This window comes from Brevundimonas sp. (assembly GCF_046295775.1).
In the GTDB taxonomy this organism is placed as follows: domain Bacteria; phylum Pseudomonadota; class Alphaproteobacteria; order Caulobacterales; family Caulobacteraceae; genus Brevundimonas.
In genome coordinates this window covers 1-23,381 of record NZ_JBKBML010000012.1, presented here as the reverse complement: position 1 = coordinate 23,381, position 23,381 = coordinate 1, and the positions used below count along the sequence as shown (strand labels likewise).

Here is a 23,381-nt window from a genome sequence, read left to right as displayed (position 1 = left end):
GCGGCGTAAATCCGCCCGTTAAAGCAGGGCTTTGGCGCGCATCAGGTCGCGGACGAACAGCTCACGTTCTCGAGCCTTGGCCTCGGCGTCCGGCAGACGCAGCAGATAGGACGGGTGAACCGTCAAAAGCGCCGCCGCGCCGCCCTCCAGCGCCAGCGGTTCGCCCCGCTCCTTCGTCACCGCCGGCTTGCGGCCAAGCACGCCCAGCCCAGCTGTGGCGCCCAGCGCCAGGACCACGCGCGGCTTCACCAACCCGCGCTCCTGATCCAGCCACCAGCGGCAGGCCGTCACCTCGCCGGCGTTCGGCGTCTTGTGCAGCCGGCGCTTGCCGCGCGGCTCGTGCTTGAAGTGTTTGACGGCGTTGGTGACATAGACGTCGGCGCGGTCGATGCCCGCCTCCTCCAACGCCGCGTTGAACACCTGGCCTGCCGGTCCCACGAAGGGGCGACCGGCCAGATCTTCCTGGTCGCCCGGCTGTTCGCCCACCACCATCAGCGCAGCCTGGCGCGGACCCTCGCCGCACACGCCCTGGGTCGCGTCGCGCCACAGCGGACACCGACGGCACCCCTGCACGCCCTTTTCGAGTTCGGCGAGGCTTGAGGCCACCAGGCCGTCGGCGGGCCCGCGCTCGTGGATCGGCGCGGTCGCCTTCGCCAGGCGGGCGTTGGGCTCGGGAGCGGGGGCGGACACCATGGCCTCGGTCCGAACCGCCGACCGCGCCGCCAGTTCCGGGATAAGGGCGGCCTCAGGCAGGTTCTTCCAATAGCGCTTGGCCATCTCGCCCTGCATCGTCTTCATCTTCAGCCGGGCGGGATTGAAGGTGGAGGCGTAATAGGTCTTCCAGAACTCCTCGATCTCGTCCTCGGCCGGCGCCATGTCGCGCGTCGCGGGCGGGCCGTAGGTCAGCGCCTCGCCGTCCCAGAAGGCGCAGCCGTCGGGCGTCAGGATCGACCACCGAAGATTCGTATAGCGCCGCTGAAAGAAGGGTGCGGTCTTCTCTACAACGCGATGCGCCGGTTCGAACCAGGCGACCCAAGCCTCGCCGGCCTCGTCCTCCATCCGACGAAAGCGCACGAAGGCCTTCATCTTGTGGCTGGCGCGGCTGACGTTCTTGGCGCGCTCCATCGCTTCGCAGACGTCGATATCGGAGGCGACCTTCATCAAATCCGGTTCGTCGCCCAGCCGCCACAAGAGGCGATAGAGCAGGTCGAACCGATCCTGCGAGCGATGCAGGATCACCTCACGCGCAAGATCGACGAAATCCTTGGGCACGCGCAGCTCGCCTACTTGCGACGCTTCGACAGGAGGGGCGGTCGGCGTATCGAACAGGCTCCCCTGCCCCGCTGCGCCCCGCACGGCGAACCGCGCCTCGGCCGGGGTCACGCCCTCCAGCCGAAAGCGGCGCGCGGCTTGGCGCCAGCCGTCGAAATCCGTCTCGTCGTCCAGCCAGGCGCTCGCCATCAGAACAGGCTCAACTGCACCGGCTTGGCCGCAGGGGTCAGTTTCAGCTTCAGGTCGACCGCGTCTGTCAGACCGCCGGGCGTCCAGTCCAGCGCGGTGATGAAGGGCCGGATCTTCTCCACCGACCGCGTCAGCCGGCCGACATCCTCGAGGCGCAGGGTGCGCCAGCGTCGCACCGATACGATCCGGTTGACCGACTTCACCCCCAGCCCCGGGACCCGCAACAGCATCTCGCGCGGCGCGCGGTTCACATCGACCGGAAACTGGGCCCGCTCGTTCAACGCCCAGGCCAGCTTGGGATCAATCGCCAGATCCAACATGCCGTCCGTCGTCGCCGCCCCGATCTCGGGGGCGGAAAAGCCGTAGAACCGCATCAGCCAGTCGGCCTGATACAGCCGGTGCTCGCGCATCAGCGGCGGCTTGGACAGCGGCAGGGCCGCGCTGGAATCCGGTATCGGGCTGAAGGCGGAATAGTAGACCCGGCGCAGACCATAGCCGCCGTAGAGCGCCGAAGAGCGGTCCAGAATCTCGGTGTCCGGCGCGCCGTCCGCGCCGACGATCAGCTGGGTCGACTGACCCGCCGGCGCGAACTTGGGCGGCTTGGCGCGATCCGCCTTTGCCGGCCGCGCCGCCTCGACGCCCAGCCGGACCTGCCCCATGGCCTTGCGGATGACGCCCGGGTCCTTCTGCGGAGCCAGCCGACCCAGCGCCTCGTCGCGCGGCAATTCGATGTTGGCCGACAGACGGTCCGCATACAGTCCCGCCAGATCGATCAGCCGCTGGTCCGCCTCGGGGATCAGCTTCAGATGGATATAGCCGCGAAAATCGTGGTCCTCGCGCAGGCGGCGCGCCACCTCGACCATCTGCTCCATCGTGTAGTCGCCCGAGCGGATGATGCCCGACGACAGAAACAGGCCCTCAATATAGTTGCGCTTGTAGAAGTTGAGCGTCAGCTCCACGACCTCGTCGATCGAGAAGCGCGCCCTCTCGACGTTGGAAGACGATCGATTGATGCAATAGGCGCAGTCGTAGATGCAAAAGTTGGTCAGCAGGATCTTCAGAAGGCTGACGCACCGCCCGTCCGGCGTATAGGCGTGGCAGATGCCCATGCCCTCGGTCGAGCCGACGCCCTTGCCGCCGACCGAATTGCGCTTGCTGGTGCCGGATGATGCGCAGGACGCATCATATTTGGCGGCGTCCGCCAGGATGGAAAGCTTTCGCCGGAGTTCGATCTGGGCCATGTGTTCTCACTATGTTCCAGTGAGACCCGCCCGTCCAGCGTAGCCTTAATCTTTCAGCTGCTTAGCGCAGATAGTCGAGCAGCGAAGTCTGCTTCAGCTGGCTGATCACCTGGGCCGAGGCCTGGATCGCCACCTGGGCCATCTGCAGGTCGGTGATCGCCTTGGCCATGTCGGCGTCGGTCTTGGATCCCACCAACGCCTCCAGGGCGACGCGCTGATTGTCCTGGGCGGCGATTGATCGCTCCACCTGGTTCTGCATCCCGCCGTTGATGGCGGTTTGGTCGGTGACCTCGGCGAAGGCGCGATCCAGTTCGCTCATCGCCGCCTTCAGGAAGGCCTCGACGTCGGCGGTGGGCTTGCCGGCGATCGTGTCGGCGCCGGCGGGCGTGAAGGTCTGACCGTCGATGACGGCGGGCAGGCCCTGCTGGTATCGCTGGATCTGCGCCATGACATTCAGGCCGCGTCCGCCCAGGTCGCTGGCCAGAAAGCCGGTCTGTATGGTCGTGCCCTCGTCAATGCGCGAGGTCTGGCGGATCTGGTCGTTGCCGAAGGGCGTGGCTGCGGCGGCCAGCGCGGTCAAATCGGCGGCCGCCAGGGGGGCCTGGTCCACGCGCCCGCCGGCGAACAGATAGAGGCCCTGATGCTTGCCGTTCAGGCCCTCGCGCGCGGACTGATACTGGGTCTCCAGCGCCGACATCAGCGTTTCGACGCGCCCGGCGCCCAAGGCGTTGGCGATCTCTTGGCGGGCGCCCTGAATGCCTTCGGCCAGTCGCCCCATGAACAGGTCCTGGGCGTCCAGTCGGGCCGAGACCGCCTGGCCTACGTCCATAAATCCCTGGATGCGCGCCTGGGACGACTTCAGCGCCGTCAGCGTCTCGGACTGGCGACCAAAGCCAACCAGGTCGGTGGCGTTCTTCTGGGTGGAGACGCGGCGGTTGGCTTCCTCGCCGCGCGCCTGGGCGCTCATGAGATCGAGCAGCGCCGTCTGATAGGAGCCATAGGTGGAGACACGCATCAGCGAACCATCCCGATCAGAACATCATACATTTCCGACGCCGCCTGGATCAGACGGGCCGAGGCGTTGAAGGCCTGCTGATAGGTGGTCATCAGGACCAGCTCCTCGTTCAGGTTCACGCCCTCCTGGGCCACCTGACGGGCCGACGCCTCGCCGGCCAGGGCGATGGCGTTGTCGCGTCGACCCTTGGCGGCGGAGGCGCGCCCGCCGATGTCGCCGGACAGTTCGGCGGCGTAACGGCTGACGGACATGGACCCGCCCGACGACCCGCCGGCTGCGCCGAACAGGGCGTTGACGGTTCCGGCGTCGGCCAGGGCGCGGCCGCCCCGTCCATCGCCAGCCGACAACGCCGATACGCCGGCCGCAGCATTCAGATCCAGTTGCGCCAAAGCCAGCTTGGCCGGGCTGGACGATATGTCGCCGCGCACCGTGAAGCCGTCGGCCCGCGAGGCGCGCACCCCTCCGCCGATGCCGAACAGCTCGGTCAGCGACACGCCGGACGGAACCTGGGTGGTCCGGTCCTCAAGCACGGTCATGGTCGGCTGGGGGCTGCCATAGGCGTTGAAGCGTACGCCGCCGGTGGCCGGGTCTAGGGTGAAGCTTCCCATCTGGCCGACGCCCGAGGCCGGACTGTTCAGCGCGTTCAGCAGGTCGCCCACCGTGCCGCCGGGCGGGATCGCAACGCTGATGTCGCGCAGCTTGGCCCCCGTCTCGGCGGTGAAGCGGAACGTCAGGGTCTCGCCCGCCGTGAAACCGTGCGGCGAGGTCGTGGTCAGACCCAGGTCGTACAGCGCGCGTCGATCGGTGCTGACCAGGTCGTTGAGACCGAAATAGTGAGAGAAGCCGCGCCCGGCCTTGTTGGACGCCGGCTGGCCGTCAGCGACGGCCACGCCGTTCGATCCGGCCGCCGTGATCGAAAGCTTGCCGCCGACGAAGCTGGCGGTCGCCGCGCCGCCCAGCTGGCCGTTCAGCACAGTCAGGAAGTCAGCGGGCGTCGCAGCCGCGCCGTTCACCGTCATGGTCGCGCCCGAGAAGACGATGTCGGCGCGGGCCTGGATCACACCCTGGGCGTTGACCACGGCGATGGTGGTTTCGCCCGAGAAGTCGGCGATGGCGCTTTCCAGGCTCTGGCCGACATTTCGGCCGGTCAGGGTCTGGGGCGCGGGCACGGCTGAGCTGGCGTTGTGCGCGCGGTTCAGTTCGTCGGCCAGACGCGTCATCAGCTCGCCCAGCCGCTCGGCCGCCTGAGGCGCGTCGACGTCGCGCAGCTCCAACAGGCCCTTGATCTCGCCCGAGGTGACGGTGTCCATGAGCTGGCGCTTCAGCCCGCCGGGCTCGTTGAGCCAGATTTCGTTGAAGGCGGTCTCGGTGTTGACTGCACCCGCGCGCTTGTATTCCAGCGTCGCATGGCCGTCGCCGGCCAGCAGGGCGCCGCCAGCCGTGCGCACCGTGACCCCGCCGACCGAGCGGACCTGGGTGCGGATGTCCATGATCTGGGACAGCTCGGTCAGTAGGCGACCTTGGGCCGACTCAGCGCCAGTGGCGTCGCCGCCCGACACCGTGGCGCGCGCGATCTCCTTGTTCAGAGCCTCGATCTGCTCCAGCAGGCCGTTGGCGCGCTCGACCGCGCTCTGGATGCGCCCGTCGGCGTCCTCGCGCACCGACTGGATCTGGGTCGCGATGCGGCGCGCTTCGTCGAAGGCGGCCTGTGTGGCGAAGATGGCGCTCTGGCGCTGGGAAGGCGAGCCGGCGTTCTCGGCCGCGGCGGCGAAGGTCGAGAACAGGCTGTCGATCTGCGAGAAAAAGCCGCTGTCGCCGCCGGGGTCGCCGAACAGCGACTGTATCCGGTCATACAGTTCATAGCGCACGCCCTGGCGGCCAGCCTCCGCGCCCGCGTTCATCGCCGCCGCTTGCAGGAAGCGGTCGGTCGCCAGGCGGATGCGCGCCACCTCGACGCCCGACCCCACGCCCATCGTCGAAAGCGGGTTCTGATCCGCGACCTTGCGGACATAGCCGGGCGTGTTGACGTTGGAGACGTTGTCCGAGACCACGCGCAGCTGGGTCTGGGCCGTCTGCATCCCCGAGGTGGCGATGTTCAGGATGGCGTTCAGCGACATGCGCAGGCCTCCGTTAAGGCTACGCCCGGCAGACCTTGCCGCCCGACGCGCGCTTTTTGCCCGGCGCGCCCGATCCGGGGCTGCGCCAGCGTGTTGTTTTCAAAGGACATCGCTGTTCGCGCTCGTTCCATGAGCATTCAGGTGCGCAAGAGCCGGACCACTCCTTCAGACCGCCTGAGAGGGGCGCGGCCGGCTGGGCAAAAAGCGGCCGAAGCGCGGCAAGTTTGACCACAGAGCCGGCCTCGCACGGCCGCTACGTTCGAACGATAGTCATAAAAATCATAAGCTTGGGCCTTCTGTCGATCTTGGCCCGGCGCTTGCGACGAGGACGCCGAACCCATGGGCGCAGCAGGCGCCGCCGCGTCCAGCATGAAGATCGCCTGCCGATGTCCGCCGCCGCCATCCTGTCAGCCCTCACGCCGCCCGTCGGCGTCTCCGCCCCGATCGGCGACGAGAGCGGCGCTGCGCCCGGCCTGTTTTCCTCCCTGCTGGACCAGATGAATGGCCAGCTTGAACCCTCCTCCCAGACGACCGCTCGCCTCGGCGTGACCGGCGCCCCGTCCGCCCGCCAGGGCCTTGCATTCGGCATGGAGACACAGACGCCGGAAGCCCCCCAGCCGCCGGCTGCCCCGTCCGAGTTGATCATTGAGCCGGCCCCGTCGCCTGATCTGGAAACGCCCGACGTCGCCGCAGCGCCGATCCCGGACGTCGATACAGGCGCAGACCCGGCCTTGCTGGCGGGCCTCGCAATCACGCCCCCACCAGCAGCAGCGACGCCTCCCCCTGTCCTTCTCGCCGGCGCCATGTCGCGCGCCGCTACGCCCGTCGCCCCGCCCCCGAGCGCGCCCGACGATGCGGCACCGGACGGGGAAGGCGCCAGCACCCCGGCTCAAACGGGCTCCGCCGACGACAGCGCCACGCCGCCGCCTGTGACAGGAAACCCCCCATCGGCGGATCGCACCCGCAACCTTTCCGCCGCCGTCGCGCCCTCTCAAGGCGGTTCGTCGGGGTCCACTCAGACGACAGACGCCCCCTCGGGCGAGACGCCTGCGGCGCCCAAGCCGGGCGACAACGCGGCGACCCCGGCGCCGGCACCTGGCGCCGCCGCCAAAACGCCCTCGCAAACGGCCCTGGCCGAACCCCGGCCGGCCGCCCCTGCCCCGCTTGCGCCGGACGCCGCGCCCGCCTCGTCGTCCGGCGCGACGGTCGAGACCTCCCCCGCCGGCCCGAGCCGCGATCTCGGCCTTTCGCAGATGTCTCGCGTAGCCGTCGAAACCACCGCCCAGATCGCCGCCCAGATCGTGCGCCGGCTGGAAGGGCGCTCGACCCGCTTCGACATGGTGCTGACGCCGGAAGATCTCGGCCGGGTCGACGTGAAGCTGGACATCGATTCCGAAGGTCGTCTGGCCGCCCGCCTGGCGTTCGACAACCCGGCCGCCGCCACGGACCTGCGTGGCCGGGCCGACGAACTGCGCCGCCAGCTTCAGGACGCCGGCTTCCAGCTTGCCCACGACGCACTGGACTTCTCTGAACGTGAGGCCGGCTCGGGCCAGATGTCCGATCAGCGCCGCGAGCGCGCTTCCGCCTTCTCCGCCCGCGCCCGCCTGGGCGCCGAGGAAGACCCGATCCAGGCCCAGGCCTGGACGCCCCTTTCGCTGACGCCGCGCGGCGTCGATCTGAAGGTCTGACCCATGGTCGACTCCATCTCCGCCAACACGGCCACGAACCGGATCAACGCCGGCTCACAGATGATGGCCTCGAACTTCGAGACCTTCCTGACGCTGCTCACCGCCCAGCTGAAGAACCAGGACCCCCTTTCGCCGGTGGACTCCAATCAGTTCACCGCCCAGCTGACGCAGATGGCCGGGGTCGAGCAGCAGCTGCTGACCAACGACCTGCTCAAGGGTCTGCTCGCGGCCCAGCAGGGCAGCGGTCTGGCGGGCGCGGCCAACTACATCGGCAAGGACGCCACCGCCGTCTGGGGCGCGACCAAGCTGGAAAACGGTCAGGCCAGCTGGAGCTACGAGCTCGGCGCCAACGCGGCCACGGCGACGCTTCAGGTGCTCGACAGCGCGGGCAAGGTCGTCTGGTCCGGCGATGCACCCTCGAAGACCACGGGCGTCCACGACTTCACCTGGGACGGCAAGACCGCCGGGGGCGGCGACGCGCCCGACGGCGTCTACACCTTGAAGGTCACGGCCAAGACCGGCGCGGACCAGGCCGTCGACGCACAGGTCCTTATCCGAGGCCGCATCACCGGCGTCGAACTTTACGACGGCCAGCCCTACGCCACGATCGGCGCCTCGATCCTGCCGCTGTCCAGCCTGATCGCGCTGGACGAGGCGCGCCAGGCTTCGACGCCCACCACGCCCACCGACGACGACCCGAGCCTGATGAGCTCGATCGCTTCGGCCCTCAACCCCTTCAAACTGCTGTCCTAAGGAGCTTATCGCCATGAGCATCAACAGCGCCATGATGGCCGGCGTTTCCGGCCTGACCGCCAACTCCGCCGCCCTCGCCGCGATCTCGCAGAACATCGCGAACGTGAACACCATCGGCTACAAGCGCTCGGCCGCCGAGTTCCAGACCGTGGTCAACAGCCAGACCACCGGCACCGGCTATTCCGCCGGCGGCGTCCTGGCCAACGCGCGCCATTACACCAGCCAGAACGGCCAGTTGCAGCGTGGCTCGACCAGCACCGATCTCGGCATTTCGGGCAACGGCTTCTTCGTCGTGACGGACAAGGCAGAAGAGGTTGGGGTCACCGACACCCGCCTGTTCACGCGCGCCGGCGCCTTTCGGGTCGACAATCTGGGCTACCTGAAGAACACCGCCGGCCTCTATCTGCAGGGTTGGCCGGTCGACGCCAATGGCGACATCGCCACCGACCCATCGGATCTCTCGCGCCTGCGCACAATCAATGTCGGCTCGGTCGGCGGCACCGCCGAAGCCACCACCCGCGTGCAGCTGAACGCCAACCTGCGGTCCAGCCAGGCCCTATCGGCCGCCGTCCAGAACGGAACCTACGATCCGGCGACCAACTCCATGGCCATGTGGAACGCCGAAACGGGAACCGGCGTGAAGGCCGATTTCGAACTCACCGTCCCCGTGTCCGATTCCAAGGGCGGACAGCGCAACATCGCCATCTCCTTCCTCAAGAGCGACGTGCCCAACCAGTGGTACGCCGAGGTTCGCGCCATCCCAGCGTCCGACGTCGAGAGCGGCGCCGGTTTGGCCAACGGCCAGATCAAGACCGGCATCGTCGCCTTCACCCAGGACGGCCGTCTGGACACCGCCGCCATGCAGGCGTTGGGCGCCGCCGCCCTGTTCGATGACCCGTCGGCCGCGGTGCTGACCTTTGGCGGCTCCAATTCGGGCGCGCCGGCCGCAGGGGCCTTCAAATGGGCTGATGGCCTGGGCATCGCCGAGCAGACGCTGAACTTCGACCTGACGGCGGCCGCCGGCGGCCTGACCCAGTACGACAGCGCCTCGGTGGTGCAGGCGACGCTGACCAACGGCACCGCCTTCGGCAATCTGACCGACGTCAAGATCGACGAGCAGGGCTTCGTCACCGCCATTTTCGACAATGGCGTGATGCGCCGCATCGCCCAGGTGGCGCTGGCCACCTTCCCCAGCCCCGACAATCTGATCGAGACCACCGGCAACGCCTTCCGCGTCAGCCAGGCGTCCGGGACCTTCAACCTGAAGGCGGCCGGCACGGGCGGCGCAGGCCTGATCGGCGCCAACCAGCTGGAGGCCTCGACTGTCGATCTCTCGACCGAGTTCACCGGGCTGATCACCACCCAGCGCGCTTATTCCGCCTCGTCCAAGATCATTACGACGGCGGACGAAATGCTGGCCGAACTGATCAGCATCAAACGCTGATCAGTGAAGCCTTAAGTCGCCGTTGAATCGAAGGAATCGTCGTTTGAGCAACAACACCGGGGGGTCGTGCGTGACGGAAGTGATTCAGTTTTCCTTCACCACGACGCTTAAACGGCCTTTAGAAGGGCCGGGCGTAGCTTCTGTCTCAAGAGTGGTGGTGAGAGAGGCTTAAGCCCATGCTGCAAGAGCGACGCCTTAACAGCAAAGGCGAACAGTACGTGGTCGGGCCGACGGGGACCCCCCTGACGCTGCGTGACCTGCCTCCGGCGAACACCGACCGGTGGGTCATCCGCCGCAAGGCCGAGGTCGTAGCCGCCGTGCGCGGCGGCCTGATCAGCCTGGACGACGCCCTGGCCCGCTATCGCCTGACCGCCGAGGAATTCCTCGCCTGGCAGAAGGCGATCGACAAATGGGGCATGCAGGGCCTGCGTACGACGCGCATCCAGACCTACAGGTCTTAAGGGGCTATCGCCCTTCGGGCTGCTTGAGCCCCGGACAGATTGAGGCCGCTCCCGAGAGGGGGCGGCCTTCTTCGTTTTCGGGCGCGCCTCGAAATCGTACGCAGACACGACTATATGGCGGCGCATGACCCTGGCCGAGGACCTTTGCCCGATCCCCGACATCGCCCCCATGACGTCTGAAGGCGACATGGACGCGGCGATCGCCTCTGCGCGCGCGGCGGTCGGCCTGCCGGTCGGATCGCGCGTGGTGGCGGCCATGTCGGGCGGGGTGGACTCCACCGTCGTCGCCGCCCTGCTGGCCAAGGCGGGCTATGACGTCGTCGGCGTGACGCTTCAGCTCTACGACCACGGCGCGGCGCTCAAGAAGAAGGGCGCCTGCTGCGCGGGCCAGGACATCCACGACGCGCGCCTGGCGGCCGAGACACTCGGCATTCCCCACTACGTCCTCGACTACGAAAGCCGCTTCCGCGACGCCGTGATCGACCAGTTCGCCGACAGCTATCTGCGTGGCCAGACGCCGGTGCCCTGCATCCGCTGCAATCAGACGGTCAAATTCCGCGACCTGCTGGACGTGGCGCGCGACCTGGGCGCCGAGGCCATGGCGACCGGCCACTATGTGCGCCGCGCGATCGGCCCGGACGGCCGCGCCCAGATGCGCAAGGCGATCGACCATTCGCGCGACCAGTCCTACTTCCTGTTCGCCACGACGCCCGACCAACTGGACTATCTGCGCTTCCCCCTGGCCGATCTCGAGAAGCCCCAGGTGCGCGGCGTCGCCGCCTCGCTGGGCCTGCGCATCGCCGCCAAGCCGGACAGTCAGGATATCTGCTTCGTGCCGTCCGGCGACTACCGCACCCTGATCGACCGCCTGCGGCCCCAGGGGCGCGAGGCCGGCGAGATCGTGCACATGGACGGCCGCGTCCTGGGCTCCCACGCGGGCATCACCGACTACACCATCGGCCAGCGCCGGGGCTTGAACGTCGCCGTGGGCGAGCCGCTGTTCGTCACCAGGCTCGAGCCCGAAACGCGCCGCGTCGTCGTCGGCCCGCGCGAAGCCCTGCTGACCGCCTCGCTGGTGCTGGAAGAGCTGAACTGGCTGGGCGACCAGCCCACGATCCACGACGCCGCGCGCGAGGGCGCGCCCGTGCTGGCCCGCGTCCGCTCGACGCGTCAGCCCTCCCCCGCTCGTCTGCGGATAGACGGTGAAGCGGTGCACGTCGTCTTCGATCAAGGCGAAGAGGGCGTGGCGCCCGGTCAGGCCTGCGCCCTTTACGCCCCCGCAGATCCCGACCGCCTGCTGGGCGGCGGCTTCATCGCCGCGACCACCGCCGTTGGCTGACCCCTGGACCCTGGCGTCGCGGCAGGGTCTGCCGCCCGAGATGGCCGCGCTGTGTCAGTCCCCGCCCCGCGCTCAAGCGACGGATGCCCAACTGTCGGACCTCGCCCGCTTCTGGCTGCAGATGCATGACGGCTTCCGCCGCGAGACCGCGATGATGACAGCGGCGGCGTCCGACCTGCGGGCCGGCCGCGCCGATGCGCGCGGCTTCCACGACCGCGCCCTGCCCGTTCTCGCCGGCTTCCTCCAGCATCTCGACGGCCATCACCGGATCGAGACCGGCCACTACTTCCCGCAGTTCCGCCGCCTCGACACGCGCCTGCAGCCCGCGCTTGACCTGCTGGACCGCGATCACGACGCCATCCACGCCCACCTCGAGGCGCTGTCCGCGACCGGCAACGCGCTGCACCACGCCGTCCGGTCAGGCAGTCCGGCCGCCGACGCCGCCCTGCGTCTGGCCGACGCGCTGGACGCCGCCCAGACGCCCCTGAACCGCCACCTCGACGATGAGGAGGACATCGTGGTTCCTGTGCTGCAAAGGGCCGGGATCGGCTGACCCGCCTTCTTCCGTCCCGCCTGAAACAGGCGCATCATGGCGGTCGCAAGGAGAAACCATGATGGTGACCGTCAAGCCCGCGCGTTCAGCCTTGGCCCTATGGCGCGTCGCTCTGTGGGCCGCCATCGGCCTGCTGCTGCTGGCTCCTCTGGCGGCGATGCAGTTCACCCGCGAGGTGGCCTGGACCGCTTACGACTTCGCCTTCGCCGGCGTGCTTCTGATCGGTGCGGGCCTGGCGGTGGAGTTGGCGGTGCGGAAGCTGCTGAACCCGAACGCGCGCCTATTCGGGGCCGGCGTGATCCTGTTGGCGGTTTTGCTGATCTGGGCCGACGGCGCCGTCGGGGTGTTCTGACGCCTCGACCCGGTCAGGCCGCCTCTTCGCGGGGCATGACGTCGCCGACGGTCGGGCGGTCGGCGGCCCAGTCCAGCTGGACCTCGCGCGGTTTGACCATCTCGCCGCAGCAGCCGCATGCGATGCGCGGCTGAAGCCGTTCGCCGCAGGTCTTGTGTGTCATGGTCACGCCCGAGTCCGCGCCGCCGTAGACGTGCTTCTCGCCCCAGGAATGCAGGGTCACCAGCACGGCGTACAGGTCCTTGCCCTTGGCGGTCAGGACGTATTCGTTGCGCGGCGGGCGCTGGGAATAGGCGCGCGGCTCCAGCACGCCATGCTGCACCAAGGTCTTCAGCCGTGACGCCAGGACGTTGCGGGCCACGCCCAGCCGCTCCTGCCACTGTTCGAAGCGGCTGACGCCGTTGAAGGCGTCGCGGATGACCAGCAGCGTCCACGGATCGCCGATCACTTCCAGCGTCGCGGCGATGGAGCAGCTCTGGCGGCTGTAGTCGGCTGTGCGTCCCATGGCTGGAAAGTGACCCTGCGTCAGGGGTTTGGCAAGTGGGTTGCCAATGCAAACGGAGTCAGTCAGTCTTGTTTGGCAACGCACCTGAGCGTCAGGCGCTGCGCATTCCCGACTTCGGCGGGCGAAGGGCTGGCCTTTCGCCCGTCCTTCTTGCCAGAAGGGGCTTATGACCGACGCCTACGCCCGCGCCCTGACGTTCGACCAGGACCTTACCGCCCACCTGTCGGGCGATTTCTCGAACGGCCCGATCGGCGCCCCGCCCGAGGCCGGCTTTCCGTTCGGCGGGCTGCTGGCCGCCCTGTGCGCCAAGGCCATGCGTGAAGGCCTGGCGATCGAGGCGCCGCTGCGCACTCTGTCGGTCCAGTATCTGGCGGCGGCGAAGTTCGAGGCGCCGATGAGCTTTCGGCCGCGTCTGCTGCGCGGGGGCCGCACCGTGGCCTATTCCGCCGTCGAGGCCGGACAGGGCGAGCGTCTGACCCATCACGCCACCGCCACCTGGGGCGTGGACGCGGCGGAGGCGAACCCGCTGACTCCGCTGGCCTCCCCTCCGCCGCTGCACCGGCTTGAAGAGCCGACCGGCGAGATCAGCGGGCCGATGGCCCCGCGCTTCTCCCAGCACGTCGACTACCGCTTCGACGGCGGTCCCTTCATCCTGGGGGGCAATGAAGGACGGCCGGTGGTGGAACGTCTCTGGATGCGGCTGAAGGGCGGACGCCCCCTGGACGCCGACGGCCTGTGCTACCTGCTGGACGCACTTTATCCGCCAGCCTGGACCGCTTTCAGCCTCCCGCCGCCGATGACGACCGTGGACCTGCGCTACGACATCCTGGCCGACCCCACACCGAAGACGGCCCCGAACGGCTGGGCCTTTTTCGAGTTCCGGATGCTCGACTTCGGTCACGGCTGGACCGTTGACGAGGCCACGTGCTGGGGGGCGGACGGGTCGCCGCTGGCGGTGGCGCGTCAGCGTCGCAAACTGGTTCCGCAGAGGCGTAGCGCAGGCTAAGGTCTCGTCATGACCCGTATCGCGTCCCTGTCCGCCCTCATCGCCTGCGCCCTGATGCTGCAAGGCTGTCTAGTCGGCGCGGTGGTGGGCACTGGCGCCGCCGTGGTCGGCGGAGCGGCCAAGGCCGGCGGGGCCGTGGTGGGCGCCGGCTTCGACGCCGTCACCACCTCGGACGAGGAAACCAAGCTGAAGCGAGAGCGCGAACAGCGAGCGTTCGAGCGCGAGCAGCGCCGTTGCGAACAGCGTCAGCGCCAGGGCCGCGACTGCTGACCGCTTAAAGCGTCAGGACGCAGCGTTCGTTGACGGTCGGCCGCGCCACCTGGACACGGCACAGGCCCGGCCATTGCGGCTTCAAAGTCCGAGCGAACCACAGGCACAGGTTCTCCAGGCTGGGCAGCTCCAGCCCCTCGTGCTCGTTCAGCATGCCGTGGTCCAGCGTCTCGGCCGCGGCCTTCAGCGCCCGGTCCAGCGCGCCGAGATCGGCGACCCAGCCGTGTTCGGCGTCCAGAACCTCGGACCGCACCGTCGCCTCGACCGTGAACGAGTGACCGTGCACGCGGCGATAGATGCTGCCCTCCGGCTCGTTCGGAAAGTGGTGGGCGGCGTCGAAGGTGGCCTGTTTGGTGATCTCGAAGACGGGCATTAGCGGACGCCGATGTACTTGTGTGTCTGGACGCTGAGGCGCCATTGCGGGTGGGTCAGGCAGTATTCGATGGCGGCGGCGGTGTTGGCCGCCTGATCGGGACCATCCATGGGCTGGAGCCAGAAGCGTTCGAACGCCAGATGCTCGAACCGCTCGGGCATGGCCTTGTCCTGCGGATAGACGAGTTTCAGTTCCTGGCCCGTGGTCTGGACGACCGGCGCGTCGGCCTTGGGGCTGATGCACACCCAGTCGATCCCGTCCGGCGCGGCCAGGGTGCCATTGGACTCGATGGCGATCTCGAACCCGCGTGCGTGCAGGGCCTCGATCAGCGGGGCGTCCAGTTGCAGCAGAGGCTCGCCGCCGGTGCAGACGACCAGGCGCGGGTCCCCCGCCCTGCCCCGCCACATCGCCGCGACATGGTCGGCCAGACCATCGGCCGTGGCGAACTTGCCGCCGCCGCCCCCGTCGACGCCGACGAAGTCGGTGTCGCAGAAGGTGCAGACCGCCGTGGCGCGGTCCTGCTCACGCCCGCTCCACAGATTGCAGCCGGCGAAGCGCAGGAAGACGGCCGGACGGCCCGCCTGCCCGCCTTCGCCCTGCACCGTCAGAAAGACTTCCTTGGCGGAATAGGTCATCGGCTCGCGACCCACTCGGCATGCCCTGCGGCGCGCAGCTCGCACGCCGGGCAGTCGCCGCAGCCGTAACCCCAGGCGTGGCGGTGCGTGCGGTCGCCCTGATAGCAGGTATGGCTGTCCTCGATGATCAGTTCGACCAGGGCGTCGCCGCCGATCCGATGCGCCAGATCCCAGGTCTGGGCCTTCGTCAGCCACATCAGCGGCGTTTCGATCACCACCGGCTTGTCCAGCCCCAGCGACAGTGCGCGCGCCATGGCCTGAATGGTGTCGTTTCGGCAGTCGGGATAGCCGGAGTAGTCGGTCTCGCACATGCCGCCGACCAGCACCTCCAGCCCGCGCCGATCGGCCAGAGCCGCCGCCGTCGTCAGAAACACCAGGTTTCGTCCCGGCACGAAGGTCGTCGGCAGGCCGCGCGCATCCAGCTCGATCTTGCGATCGGCGGTCAGGGCGCTTTCGGCGATCCGGCCGTATCCCGTAAGATCGACCACGTGATCCGGCCCCAGCCGGTCGGCCCACTGCGGCAGGGCCTCGACCATACGGTTACGCACCGCCTGTCGCGCCTGCATCTCGACCACATGCCGCTGGCCATAATCGAAGCCGACGGTCTCGACCCGCACGAACCGCTCCAGCGCCCAGGCCAGGCAGGTCGCGCTGTCCTGCCCGCCCGAAAACAGGACGAGGGCGGACGCGGCGGGCGTTGATGAGGTGAAATCGCTCATGGCAAGTCTGCGGTCGGCCGTTCGGCCGCGCGCATGCGTCAGTCCAGGGTGTGTCGGTTGATGGGGCGGCCTTTTAACCCAGCCGTCCCCGCAGCGCAAAAATCGTTTTCGCCTTGGTGAGCAAAAGCCGGCTCAGCTTAAGGATTCCGCAAAGGATCGGCGGCATTGTCCACCGGTCTCAGTGGAGTAACGGCCAGTATGCCGACCATGGAAGCGTTCATTCGGCGGGCCGATCCCGTTGGGCCGAACACCACGGCGAGCCAGGCCTTTGCGCGCTTTGAGGCTGAACCCGATCTGTTGGCCCTGGCCGTGGTTGCCGATGGACGGCCGCTAGGCTTGATCGAGCGCGACCCCTTCCTTTTGAAACTGGCCGGACCGCTGGGTCACGCCATGTATCTCAATCGCGACGTCGCGCACCTGATGGACGCGGAGCCGGCCGTGATCGAGGCGGGCGTCAAGGTCGACGCCTTCTGCGACGCCTTCCTGAAAGGCGGCCCCAGCGCCCTGACGCGCGGCTTCATCGTCACCCATGAGGGCCGATACCTGGGCGTCGGCACAGGTCTGTCGATCCTTAAGGCCGTCAATGAGAGCCAGCGCCTTCATAACCAGGCCCTGGTCGATCAAAGCCGTGATCTGAACGACACCCGCGCCCAGGCGGTGGCGGCTGCGCGCGCGCGCAGCCAGTTCCTGGCCATCATGAGCCATGAGCTGCGCACGCCGATGAACGGCGTCCTGGCGGTGGCCGAGCTTCTGCGTCGCCAGCCGCTGAATCCGACGGCCCTGGCCCATGTCCAGACCATCACGGATTCGTCCGAAACGCTGCTGCGCATCCTTCAGGATGCGATGGATTTGTCGCGCGCCCAGGCGGGCGAACTGGAGCTGCAGGCCGTCCCCACCCCTCTGCGGGCGATGATGGACGACATCCAGGCCCTTTGGACGCCGCGCGCGTCGCAGGACGGCGTGTCGCTCATGGTTCGCTATCAGGGCGACACCGACCTGGCCGCCCTGGTCGATCCTGTGCGGCTGAAACAGGTGTTCAACAATCTGGTCGGCAACGCCCTGAAATTCGCACGCGGCGGCGTGGTCGAGGCGGGTCTTCACGCCTGGCTGGAGAACGGCCGCGTCCGCATCCAGGCGCGCGTGCGCGACGACGGACCGGGCGTCGCGCCCGACCGGATCGACACCATCTTCGAACCCTTTGTGCATGAGGCGGGTCCTGACGGCGCCGGCCTGGGCCTGGCCATCTGCCACCAGGTGGTCGACCGCATGGGCGGCCGCATCTGGGCCGAGAACAACCCGGGACGCGGGGCCACCTTCGCCTTTGACATCGAGGCCGAGCGCGCCCAGGTCGAGGCCGAACCCGCAACCAATGTGGCCGACCTGTCCGGGCTGGACCTGGCGGCCCAGCCGCATGTGTTGATCGTCGATGACAACGCCACGAACCGTGTGGTCGCCCAGGCTCTGTGCGAAATGTTCGGCTGCACCTCCGAACTCGCGGAGGACGGGCAGGAAGCGCTGGAGGCCGTGCAGTCCCGCCCGTTCGACCTGATCCTGATGGACATCAAGATGCCCCGCCTGGACGGCGTCCAGGCGACGCTAGCCATACGCGCCTTGCCCGACGCCGCCGGCAGAACCCCGATCGTGGCCCTGACCGCCAACGCGGACCCGGAAGACGCCAAACGCTATGTCGCCGCCGGCATGGCCTGCGTCGTGGAGAAGCCGATCAAGCCCGAACGCCTTCGCATGGCAATGAACACCGCCCTGGCGAGCGCCACCCCCGCCTCGGCGGACCTGGACGGATCCGACGGGCAGCGCGCAGTCGCCTGATATCCGCCGCCTTTTTGCCGCCGCGCCTGCGTGGTGAAAGCCCGATGATGCGCGTCGCCTGTCTGCTCCTCCTGTTTCCCTTGCTCGGCGCCTGCGCGGCTGCGCGCTCGGCGGGGGAAGGCGCCCGCACCGTGGCGTCCGGCCTGGACGAAGCGGCCGCGGCCCCGCTTGAGGACTTGGGTCTGCGTCGCCAGGTGATTCCCATGGTCCTGCTGCAGGCTCAGGCCAGCCCTTACGACCAGCGTAACCTCTATCAATGCAGCTCGATCGCCTTGGAGGTCGAGCGGCTGAACGAGGCGCTAGGCCCTGACGCCGACGAGCCCCCGCCGCCGGACGGCCGGCTGCTGAGCGAGCGCGCCGCCGATGCGGCGTCGAGGGCCGCGCTGGACGCTATCCGCGACGCCGCCACGGACTTCATTCCGGGCCGCAGTTGGATCCGCCGTCTGACCGGCGCCGAACAGCACAGCCGTCATGTCCAGGAGGCGTTGCAGGCCGGCCGGCTGCGCCGCGCCTTCCTCAAGGGCCTTGGGATGCAGCGCAACTGCGCCCCGCCCGCCGCCCCCAGCTGGTACCGTCCGCGCGGCGTCAACTGGCCCGGTCAGTAGACGGCCGCCGTTCGACGCACTCGAAACCCATTGGCTCAAGCGCGTCGCCGCATTATATGACCGCTCGCGGCCCGGGCCCCTCTGACGATCGCTGATCGTGATGTCGGACCGCATCGGGTGCGCTCGATGACTGGGTCCGGCCTATTCCGCAGCTCGGTGATCGCGCGCCTCTCAACTGCATGAGGAGCCGCCGTGTCGAAATCATCCCGCCGCATCGCCGACCTTGATGACAAGCCGCGCACGCGACCTCGACCGCCTGTTCCGGATCAATCATCAACTGCGCAGCAAGGACCAACCGTGATCCGCACCGTGAAACTCCCGCTGATCGCCGCCGCCGTCGGCGTGTCTCTGGCCGCCTGCGAGCCCATCGATACCTCCATGCTGGAAGACGTCGAGACGGCCGCAGGCTCGCTTCGCGCGTCCGCCGAGGCGCTCAACAGCCAGACGGAGACGCTTCAGAACGCAGCCCAGGACCCGTTGGGCGCCCTGCGCACCGCCGCACTGGGCGCGACCTTCACGAAAACCGCGACCGCCGAGCCCAACCTGTTCGTCCTGACCGATCTTCAGACCGGATGCCAGTGGCTGGCGACCTACGGCGCGGACGGTCAGGCCGTGAGCCTTGAGCCGCGCAACGAGGCCGGCGGAACCCAACGCTGTCTTTCGCCCGAAGCGCGCTCGCAGACGCGAGAGCCGGCCGAAGGCTGACCCTGAGCACCACTGATCGTTCGACAGCCAGACGGCCGGACCACCCATGGCCACCGATATCCTGTTCCTCCTGCTCGGCCTCGTTCTTCTGGTTCTGGGCGGCGATCTGCTGGTGCGCGGCGCCGTGCGCATCGCCGAGCGGCTCAGACTGTCCCCCATGCTGATCGGCCTGACGATCGTGGGCATGGGCACGTCGACGCCCGAACTTGCCGCTAGCGTCCAGGCCAGCCTGGCGGGGTCGCCTGGCATCGCCGTGGGCAACATCGTCGGCTCCAACATCGCGAATTCGCTGCTGATCCTGGGCGCCGCCGCCTTGATCGCCCCGTTCGCGGTGAAAGCCAGCGCCTTATGGCGCGACGGCGGAGTGGGCTTGATGGCGGTTCTGGCCTTGCTGGCCGCCGGGGCCACCGTCGGCCTGACGCGAGAGGCGGGCCTGATCTTTCTGGCGGCCATCTCGGGCTACATCTACTACGCCTATCGACAGGAGCGCGCCGGAGCGACGCACAGCGCCGCCTATGATCGGTCGGCCGCCATGGAGGGCGTAGACGCTGACTTCGAGGCGCACGCTCTGGCCAAGGGACGGCTTTGGCTCGCCCTGATCCTGTTCGTCGCTGGGCTCGGTTTGATCGTGACCGGCGGCGGCGTGCTGGTCAGCGGCGCCATCGGCATGGCGGAGACGCTGGGCGTCAGCGACGCCGTGATCGGTCTGACCATCGTCGCCATCGGCACATCCCTGCCGGAACTGGTCACCTCGGCAATGGCCGCGTGGCGTCGCCAGGGCGAGATGGCGCTGGGCAACGTCCTGGGCTCCAACATCTACAACATCCTGTTCATCGGCGGCCTGACCGGGATCATCGCGCCAACGACGGTGCCCTCGGCCATCGCCGGTTTCGACCTGCCGGTTTTGGTCGCGGTGACGCTGCTGGTGATGCTGTTCGCCTACACCGGCGGCCGGCTGAGCCGTCGGGAGGGCGCGATCCTTCTCGCCGCCTACGCCGCCTACACGGCTTTCACCGCAGGCCTGACGCCTTGGAGCTGACCTAGGGCTCCAGCTCGATGTCCCAGTACAGGTAACTGAAAACGCCTTATTCGCGCCGATAAGTCATTGGGCACGTTAACAAAAGTTCGCACCGACCAACTCGGCAGATGCTCGTGGTCACCATATGGCCACCACGGCAACGGAAATCGCAGCGTTTTCCGGCACGTCTGGGAGCGTACCAGAGACGGTCAGAAAAGTCGTCGCTTTCGGCGCAATGAACCAGCAGCGGACCTTGGAAGGCGACCGGATAACTGACCGTCAGACTTCGTCGGGTCAGGCAGGTTACGTCCAGCGGCGCTTAACCTGACAGCACCTTCAGCTGATCGAGCGCTCGAAAACGAACCAGGGCACACGGTCCGGGAAAATGAGTGACGCTAGGATCGCGCCGCCCGCGACCGACGGGTCGGTCGGCTGGACAAACGCATGAGGCGGGAAGTGCTGGAGCAAGTCGTCGATACGCCAGATGTAGTGGCCGATGGTGAAAGGGTTGTTCTCGCCGTCGTCGATCGTTTCAAGAGCAAACAGGGTATGATCGTCAGCTACGAAGGCATTGATCGTAACGTGGTCGAGCTCGCTCATCGCTTCGTCGAAGACATCGGTGAGATCAAACAGCGGGGCTGCCAAGAGGTAGACCGTTCCCAGCTCATTCGGCTGGGCGACCTGCCCCTGCACTTCAGCGAAGGAATCCGTAAGGCGGGCGAGCATGTAGGCGAAGATGCGAGACGGCTCGATGCTGGTGGCAGCGATCCGCGCTTTGCACTCGACATACGAGTTGAAGAGCGGGCTCAGTATGGCTTCGCCTTCCTCCCTCAGATCGAGGGCCGCTATCGCAGTGAGCGCCAAGGCCAGATATGGCGCTTGGGCGTCGCTTATCGACGCGAGGGAAAGACGGTAGCGTTCGACAATCAGATCCAGCAGTCGCTTAAACTTGTCACGCGGGAATTCTGCCTCGCGCCCGATCAGCCGCCCCAGGTGAAAAGCCGCTCCTGTCCAACCCAGTACTTTCGATAGGCGGATTGGTAGGAGGTAGAGGTTGGCCATCCCGCCGGGGCCGGCCAACATAGCGAACTTCTCGGCTTCGAAGGCCTCCACGGCCTCATCAAGCGCTCGATGGATTACGCCGATGAGGCTTTCCAGTTGGCTCAGCAGCCAGCGGCTGATTTGAGGATGAATGCTGGCATAGGGCAGCAGGGCAATCGCAGCCGTCGCGCGAAGTTCAGCCCCTTTGAACACGTCGCGGCTTTCGTCCGCCTTGCCGATCAGATGCCCGAACAAGCGCTCCACGTCGGCGATCAAGTCCAGAGGGTCGTGGGGGTGGGACGCCAGAACGGGCTCGACGGCATCGAGAAATGCTCGGGGCTCCCACTTCCTCAGTGCCGACTGGCTGCTCGCCTGAAACAGGGGGTTTCGACAGAACTGGGAACGGCGGTGCACATTCAGCGCCGACAGCACCGGGTTTTGGTCGCCGGATCGGCGGACACGTTGGATGACCACTTGGGCGATGTCGAAGAGCTCAAGCGAGCCGACATCCTCTCGGACCAGCGCCCGTCCCGTGATGCAGTCGAGCAGCGCCGAGGTGCCGACACCGCCATCCACATACTCGTTGGCTTCCTGGTTTCGGGCGGACATGGCAAGCAGGGTCACGGCCGGTGAGCCGACGTAGCCGCTCGTCTCTGGGCGGGTGAGCATGCTCAGGTCCGCCGCGAGGCCGCCACTGAAGCATGCATCAAGGATCACATTGGTTTGCGCCGGTGATGCCTCGGCAATCTGAGCGAAAAGCTCCGAAAGACTGAAGGCCGTTGCGGTAGCGCGATCGAGCCTCGTGTCTCGCATGGCCATGTAGAAGCCGACAGGCTGGATCATCCCGTGCCCGGCGAAGAAGAAGGTCAGCTCGTCGAATTGAACGCCGCCAAGAACGACCTCCTCGACGGCTAATCGGACCTCGGCGAGCGTCGGTGAAAGCAGCAAGCGCGAGAAGGCCGGCTCGTACGCACCCACATGCGGCTTGATGAGCTCGTTGAACACCACGGTAGCGTCATGCTCGGCCGCACCGAGGGCGTTCACATGGTCGTACGTGTTGACGCCGATGGCGATAAGCGCGCGGGTCATCGCGCCTCCGGCATCTTGAACTTGCTCAGACGCTCTCGCTCCCTCGCAAGCGCCGCCTCGCTTTTTTCTGCCTTAAGGCGCTCGACCTCGGCCGCGAACTCGGGTGGTTGGGCTTCGAGGTCGGCGATCATCTTCTCAGCCGCCTGATGACCAGCATGAATCTGCGGCATACTGACGTTGCCGTCGCGATCGACGCCGAACTCGATCTTCCGCAGCATTTCAAGGAAGGCGGCTGCATGGGAGCCGGACGCGGCGACATCCACGGTTTGCCCATTGGCGTCGCAAACATCGCTAAGCGTCTTATACATCATCCGCATCTGGGCACTGTGCATCTGCTCGGAAATGCTCCGTATGGCGCGGGGAATGAGGGTCAGATCACCGTCGACGATTTCCTGAAATGGCGTGGCCCATTCGACGGACATCGTCTGCATTTCACCATCAACGGTGTGCGGGTTGGCACGATGGTTCCACCGTTTGCCATGCGAGAACCGTTGGATGTTTTCCTCGGCGATCATCGACTGCATGCCGCCGCGTTTTAGGACCGAAATGGCCTTGGTAAACGCCTGCTCGAAGCCAGACGCTTCGTCGGCCATCTCAAAAAACGTCGAAAGATCCGCCATGCTAAACCTTCGTCGTGTCGTGCGGCGGCCGGACTCGAACCGGCACTTCGAAGATGCAGATTTTAAGTCACACATGCCAGTATCAACCGTTTGATACTTAATATGTTTGCATCATGGGAGACCCGGACGTGTAAGAGTTTGTGCAAGTCAGCCAATCGGGCATCTAGATGTTATGCTAAGGCGTACGCTGCGCATAAGACCGGGATGGTTGCGCGGGGTTGAGCTAACTCTGCGGTCGGGTTCGCTACAGCCGCTATGCGCCCTCAGCCGACATTGGCAGTCCGCCGGCAACGCGACATTCGTGAGCCGTGGTGAAGTCCACAATCCGTCGCTACGGCAAGGTAGCTCTCATTCCTTCCGAGAAGGCAATCCGTGAGTGTTTCGAAACGAAAGTTTCGGCTGCAAACGTTCTACGCAGCCGCCGGATGCGGCGCCAGCTAGCCTACGGGCGAGTTTCGATAGCGAAGCGTAGCGTCTCGGTTCGCCCAGGCGCCACTCGCGTCGTCCAGGCCGGGTAGCCCGCGTTGCCTACGTTCGAAGTGCG

The 23,381-nt window shown here is 67.3% G+C and carries 23 protein-coding genes; 13 read left to right on the top strand and 10 right to left on the bottom strand.

The annotated features are described in order from the left end of the window. Positions 1 to 18: 18 nt before the first annotated feature. The 4 genes from ACK4I0_RS08865 to flgK form a co-directional block, all read right to left on the bottom strand. Complete coding sequence (locus tag ACK4I0_RS08865) at positions 19 to 1,461, bottom strand: UdgX family uracil-DNA binding protein (RefSeq protein WP_409610063.1); 1,443 nt, start codon at positions 1,459 to 1,461, stop codon at positions 19 to 21. Then, positions 1,461 to 2,702, bottom strand: a complete 1,242-nt coding sequence (locus tag ACK4I0_RS08860) for a putative DNA modification/repair radical SAM protein (protein ID WP_135061643.1) — start codon at positions 2,700 to 2,702, stop codon at positions 1,461 to 1,463. The genes ACK4I0_RS08865 and ACK4I0_RS08860 overlap by 1 nt, the downstream gene beginning before the upstream one ends. A 61-nt stretch (positions 2,703 to 2,763) precedes the next feature. Beyond that, complete coding sequence (locus ACK4I0_RS08855) at positions 2,764 to 3,717, bottom strand: flagellin (RefSeq protein ID WP_409610061.1); 954 nt, start codon at positions 3,715 to 3,717, stop codon at positions 2,764 to 2,766. Continuing rightward, the gene (gene flgK, locus ACK4I0_RS08850) at positions 3,717 to 5,834 is read right to left on the bottom strand and encodes a flagellar hook-associated protein FlgK (protein WP_409610059.1); all 2,118 of its coding nucleotides are present in this window, start codon (positions 5,832 to 5,834) and stop codon (positions 3,717 to 3,719) included. Before flgK ends, ACK4I0_RS08855 begins: the two co-directional genes overlap by 1 nt. Positions 5,835 to 6,220: 386 nt before the next feature. On the opposite strand from flgK, the gene ACK4I0_RS08845 reads away from it, so the two are divergent. From ACK4I0_RS08845 to ACK4I0_RS08815, 7 genes are all read left to right on the top strand, one after another. Continuing rightward, the gene (locus ACK4I0_RS08845; RefSeq protein ID WP_409610057.1) at positions 6,221 to 7,522 is read left to right on the top strand and encodes a flagellar hook-length control protein FliK; all 1,302 of its coding nucleotides are present in this window, start codon (positions 6,221 to 6,223) and stop codon (positions 7,520 to 7,522) included. A gap of 3 nt (positions 7,523 to 7,525) precedes the next feature. Then, positions 7,526 to 8,275 (top strand): flagellar hook assembly protein FlgD, encoded by a 750-nt coding sequence (locus tag ACK4I0_RS08840; RefSeq protein WP_409610055.1) that lies wholly within the window; start codon positions 7,526 to 7,528, stop codon positions 8,273 to 8,275. Between the two features lie 13 nt (positions 8,276 to 8,288). Beyond that, positions 8,289 to 9,719, top strand: a complete 1,431-nt coding sequence (gene flgE, locus ACK4I0_RS08835) for a flagellar hook protein FlgE (RefSeq protein ID WP_409610053.1) — start codon at positions 8,289 to 8,291, stop codon at positions 9,717 to 9,719. 176 nt (positions 9,720 to 9,895) lie between these two features. Next, on the top strand, positions 9,896 to 10,180 hold the full coding sequence (locus ACK4I0_RS08830; protein WP_409610051.1) for a DUF1153 domain-containing protein: 285 nt from the start codon (positions 9,896 to 9,898) through the stop codon (positions 10,178 to 10,180). Between the two features lie 124 nt (positions 10,181 to 10,304). Continuing rightward, positions 10,305 to 11,519 (top strand): tRNA 2-thiouridine(34) synthase MnmA, encoded by a 1,215-nt coding sequence (mnmA, locus tag ACK4I0_RS08825; protein WP_409610049.1) that lies wholly within the window; start codon positions 10,305 to 10,307, stop codon positions 11,517 to 11,519. Continuing rightward, positions 11,512 to 12,072: a hemerythrin domain-containing protein gene (locus ACK4I0_RS08820; RefSeq protein ID WP_409610047.1), complete on the top strand. Its 561-nt coding sequence runs from the start codon at positions 11,512 to 11,514 to the stop codon at positions 12,070 to 12,072. Before mnmA ends, ACK4I0_RS08820 begins: the two co-directional genes overlap by 8 nt. Positions 12,073 to 12,130: 58 nt before the next feature. Continuing rightward, positions 12,131 to 12,424, top strand: a complete 294-nt coding sequence (locus ACK4I0_RS08815; RefSeq protein WP_409610045.1) for a hypothetical protein — start codon at positions 12,131 to 12,133, stop codon at positions 12,422 to 12,424. A gap of 13 nt (positions 12,425 to 12,437) precedes the next feature. On the opposite strand, the gene ACK4I0_RS08810 is transcribed toward ACK4I0_RS08815, so the two are convergent. Continuing rightward, positions 12,438 to 12,929 (bottom strand): winged helix-turn-helix transcriptional regulator, encoded by a 492-nt coding sequence (locus ACK4I0_RS08810; protein WP_409610043.1) that lies wholly within the window; start codon positions 12,927 to 12,929, stop codon positions 12,438 to 12,440. A 166-nt stretch (positions 12,930 to 13,095) separates the two neighbouring features. Here ACK4I0_RS08810 and ACK4I0_RS08805 point away from each other — a divergent pair, with 166 nt between their 5' ends. Together ACK4I0_RS08805 and ACK4I0_RS08800 are read left to right on the top strand one after the other, a co-directional pair. Then, positions 13,096 to 13,935 carry a thioesterase family protein gene (locus tag ACK4I0_RS08805; RefSeq protein ID WP_409610041.1) on the top strand — a complete coding sequence of 280 codons (840 nt, stop codon included), beginning with the start codon at positions 13,096 to 13,098 and terminating at the stop codon, positions 13,933 to 13,935. Positions 13,936 to 13,944: 9 nt separating this feature from the next. Beyond that, the gene (locus ACK4I0_RS08800; protein ID WP_409610039.1) at positions 13,945 to 14,205 is read left to right on the top strand and encodes a hypothetical protein; all 261 of its coding nucleotides are present in this window, start codon (positions 13,945 to 13,947) and stop codon (positions 14,203 to 14,205) included. A 4-nt stretch (positions 14,206 to 14,209) separates the two neighbouring features. On the opposite strand, the gene ACK4I0_RS08795 is transcribed toward ACK4I0_RS08800, so the two are convergent. The 3 genes from ACK4I0_RS08795 to queC are packed head-to-tail and all read right to left on the bottom strand — an operon-like array spanning position 14,210 to position 15,932. Beyond that, complete coding sequence (locus ACK4I0_RS08795) at positions 14,210 to 14,578, bottom strand: 6-pyruvoyl trahydropterin synthase family protein (RefSeq protein ID WP_409610037.1); 369 nt, start codon at positions 14,576 to 14,578, stop codon at positions 14,210 to 14,212. After that, positions 14,578 to 15,213: a 7-carboxy-7-deazaguanine synthase gene (queE, locus tag ACK4I0_RS08790; RefSeq protein ID WP_409610033.1), complete on the bottom strand. Its 636-nt coding sequence runs from the start codon at positions 15,211 to 15,213 to the stop codon at positions 14,578 to 14,580. Before queE ends, ACK4I0_RS08795 begins: the two co-directional genes overlap by 1 nt. After that, positions 15,210 to 15,932, bottom strand: coding sequence for a 7-cyano-7-deazaguanine synthase QueC (queC, locus tag ACK4I0_RS08785; protein ID WP_409610031.1), 723 nt, complete (start codon positions 15,930 to 15,932; stop codon positions 15,210 to 15,212). The genes queE and queC overlap by 4 nt, the downstream gene beginning before the upstream one ends. 207 nt (positions 15,933 to 16,139) lie before the next feature. On the opposite strand from queC, the gene ACK4I0_RS08780 reads away from it, so the two are divergent. The 4 genes from ACK4I0_RS08780 to ACK4I0_RS08765 all read left to right on the top strand — a co-directional run bounded on the left by ACK4I0_RS08780 (position 16,140) and on the right by ACK4I0_RS08765 (position 20,108). Beyond that, entirely contained in the window at positions 16,140 to 17,759 is a 1,620-nt protein-coding gene (locus ACK4I0_RS08780) for an ATP-binding protein (RefSeq protein WP_409610029.1), read from the top strand. Between the two features lie 44 nt (positions 17,760 to 17,803). Beyond that, positions 17,804 to 18,364, top strand: coding sequence for a hypothetical protein (locus ACK4I0_RS08775; protein ID WP_409610027.1), 561 nt, complete (start codon positions 17,804 to 17,806; stop codon positions 18,362 to 18,364). Between the two features lie 297 nt (positions 18,365 to 18,661). Beyond that, a complete protein-coding gene (locus ACK4I0_RS08770) occupies positions 18,662 to 19,069 on the top strand; it encodes a hypothetical protein (RefSeq protein WP_409610025.1) in 408 nt (135 codons plus the stop codon). A gap of 46 nt (positions 19,070 to 19,115) precedes the next feature. Continuing rightward, a complete protein-coding gene (locus tag ACK4I0_RS08765) occupies positions 19,116 to 20,108 on the top strand; it encodes a calcium/sodium antiporter (protein ID WP_409610023.1) in 993 nt (330 codons plus the stop codon). Between the two features lie 315 nt (positions 20,109 to 20,423). Here the strand turns inward: ACK4I0_RS08765 and ACK4I0_RS08760 are convergent, their stop codons facing one another. Further along, positions 20,424 to 22,217 (bottom strand): caspase domain-containing protein, encoded by a 1,794-nt coding sequence (locus tag ACK4I0_RS08760; protein ID WP_409610021.1) that lies wholly within the window; start codon positions 22,215 to 22,217, stop codon positions 20,424 to 20,426. Next, positions 22,214 to 22,837, bottom strand: a complete 624-nt coding sequence (locus tag ACK4I0_RS08755; protein WP_409610019.1) for a hypothetical protein — start codon at positions 22,835 to 22,837, stop codon at positions 22,214 to 22,216. Before ACK4I0_RS08755 ends, ACK4I0_RS08760 begins: the two co-directional genes overlap by 4 nt. Between the last annotated feature and the right edge of the window lie 544 nt (positions 22,838 to 23,381).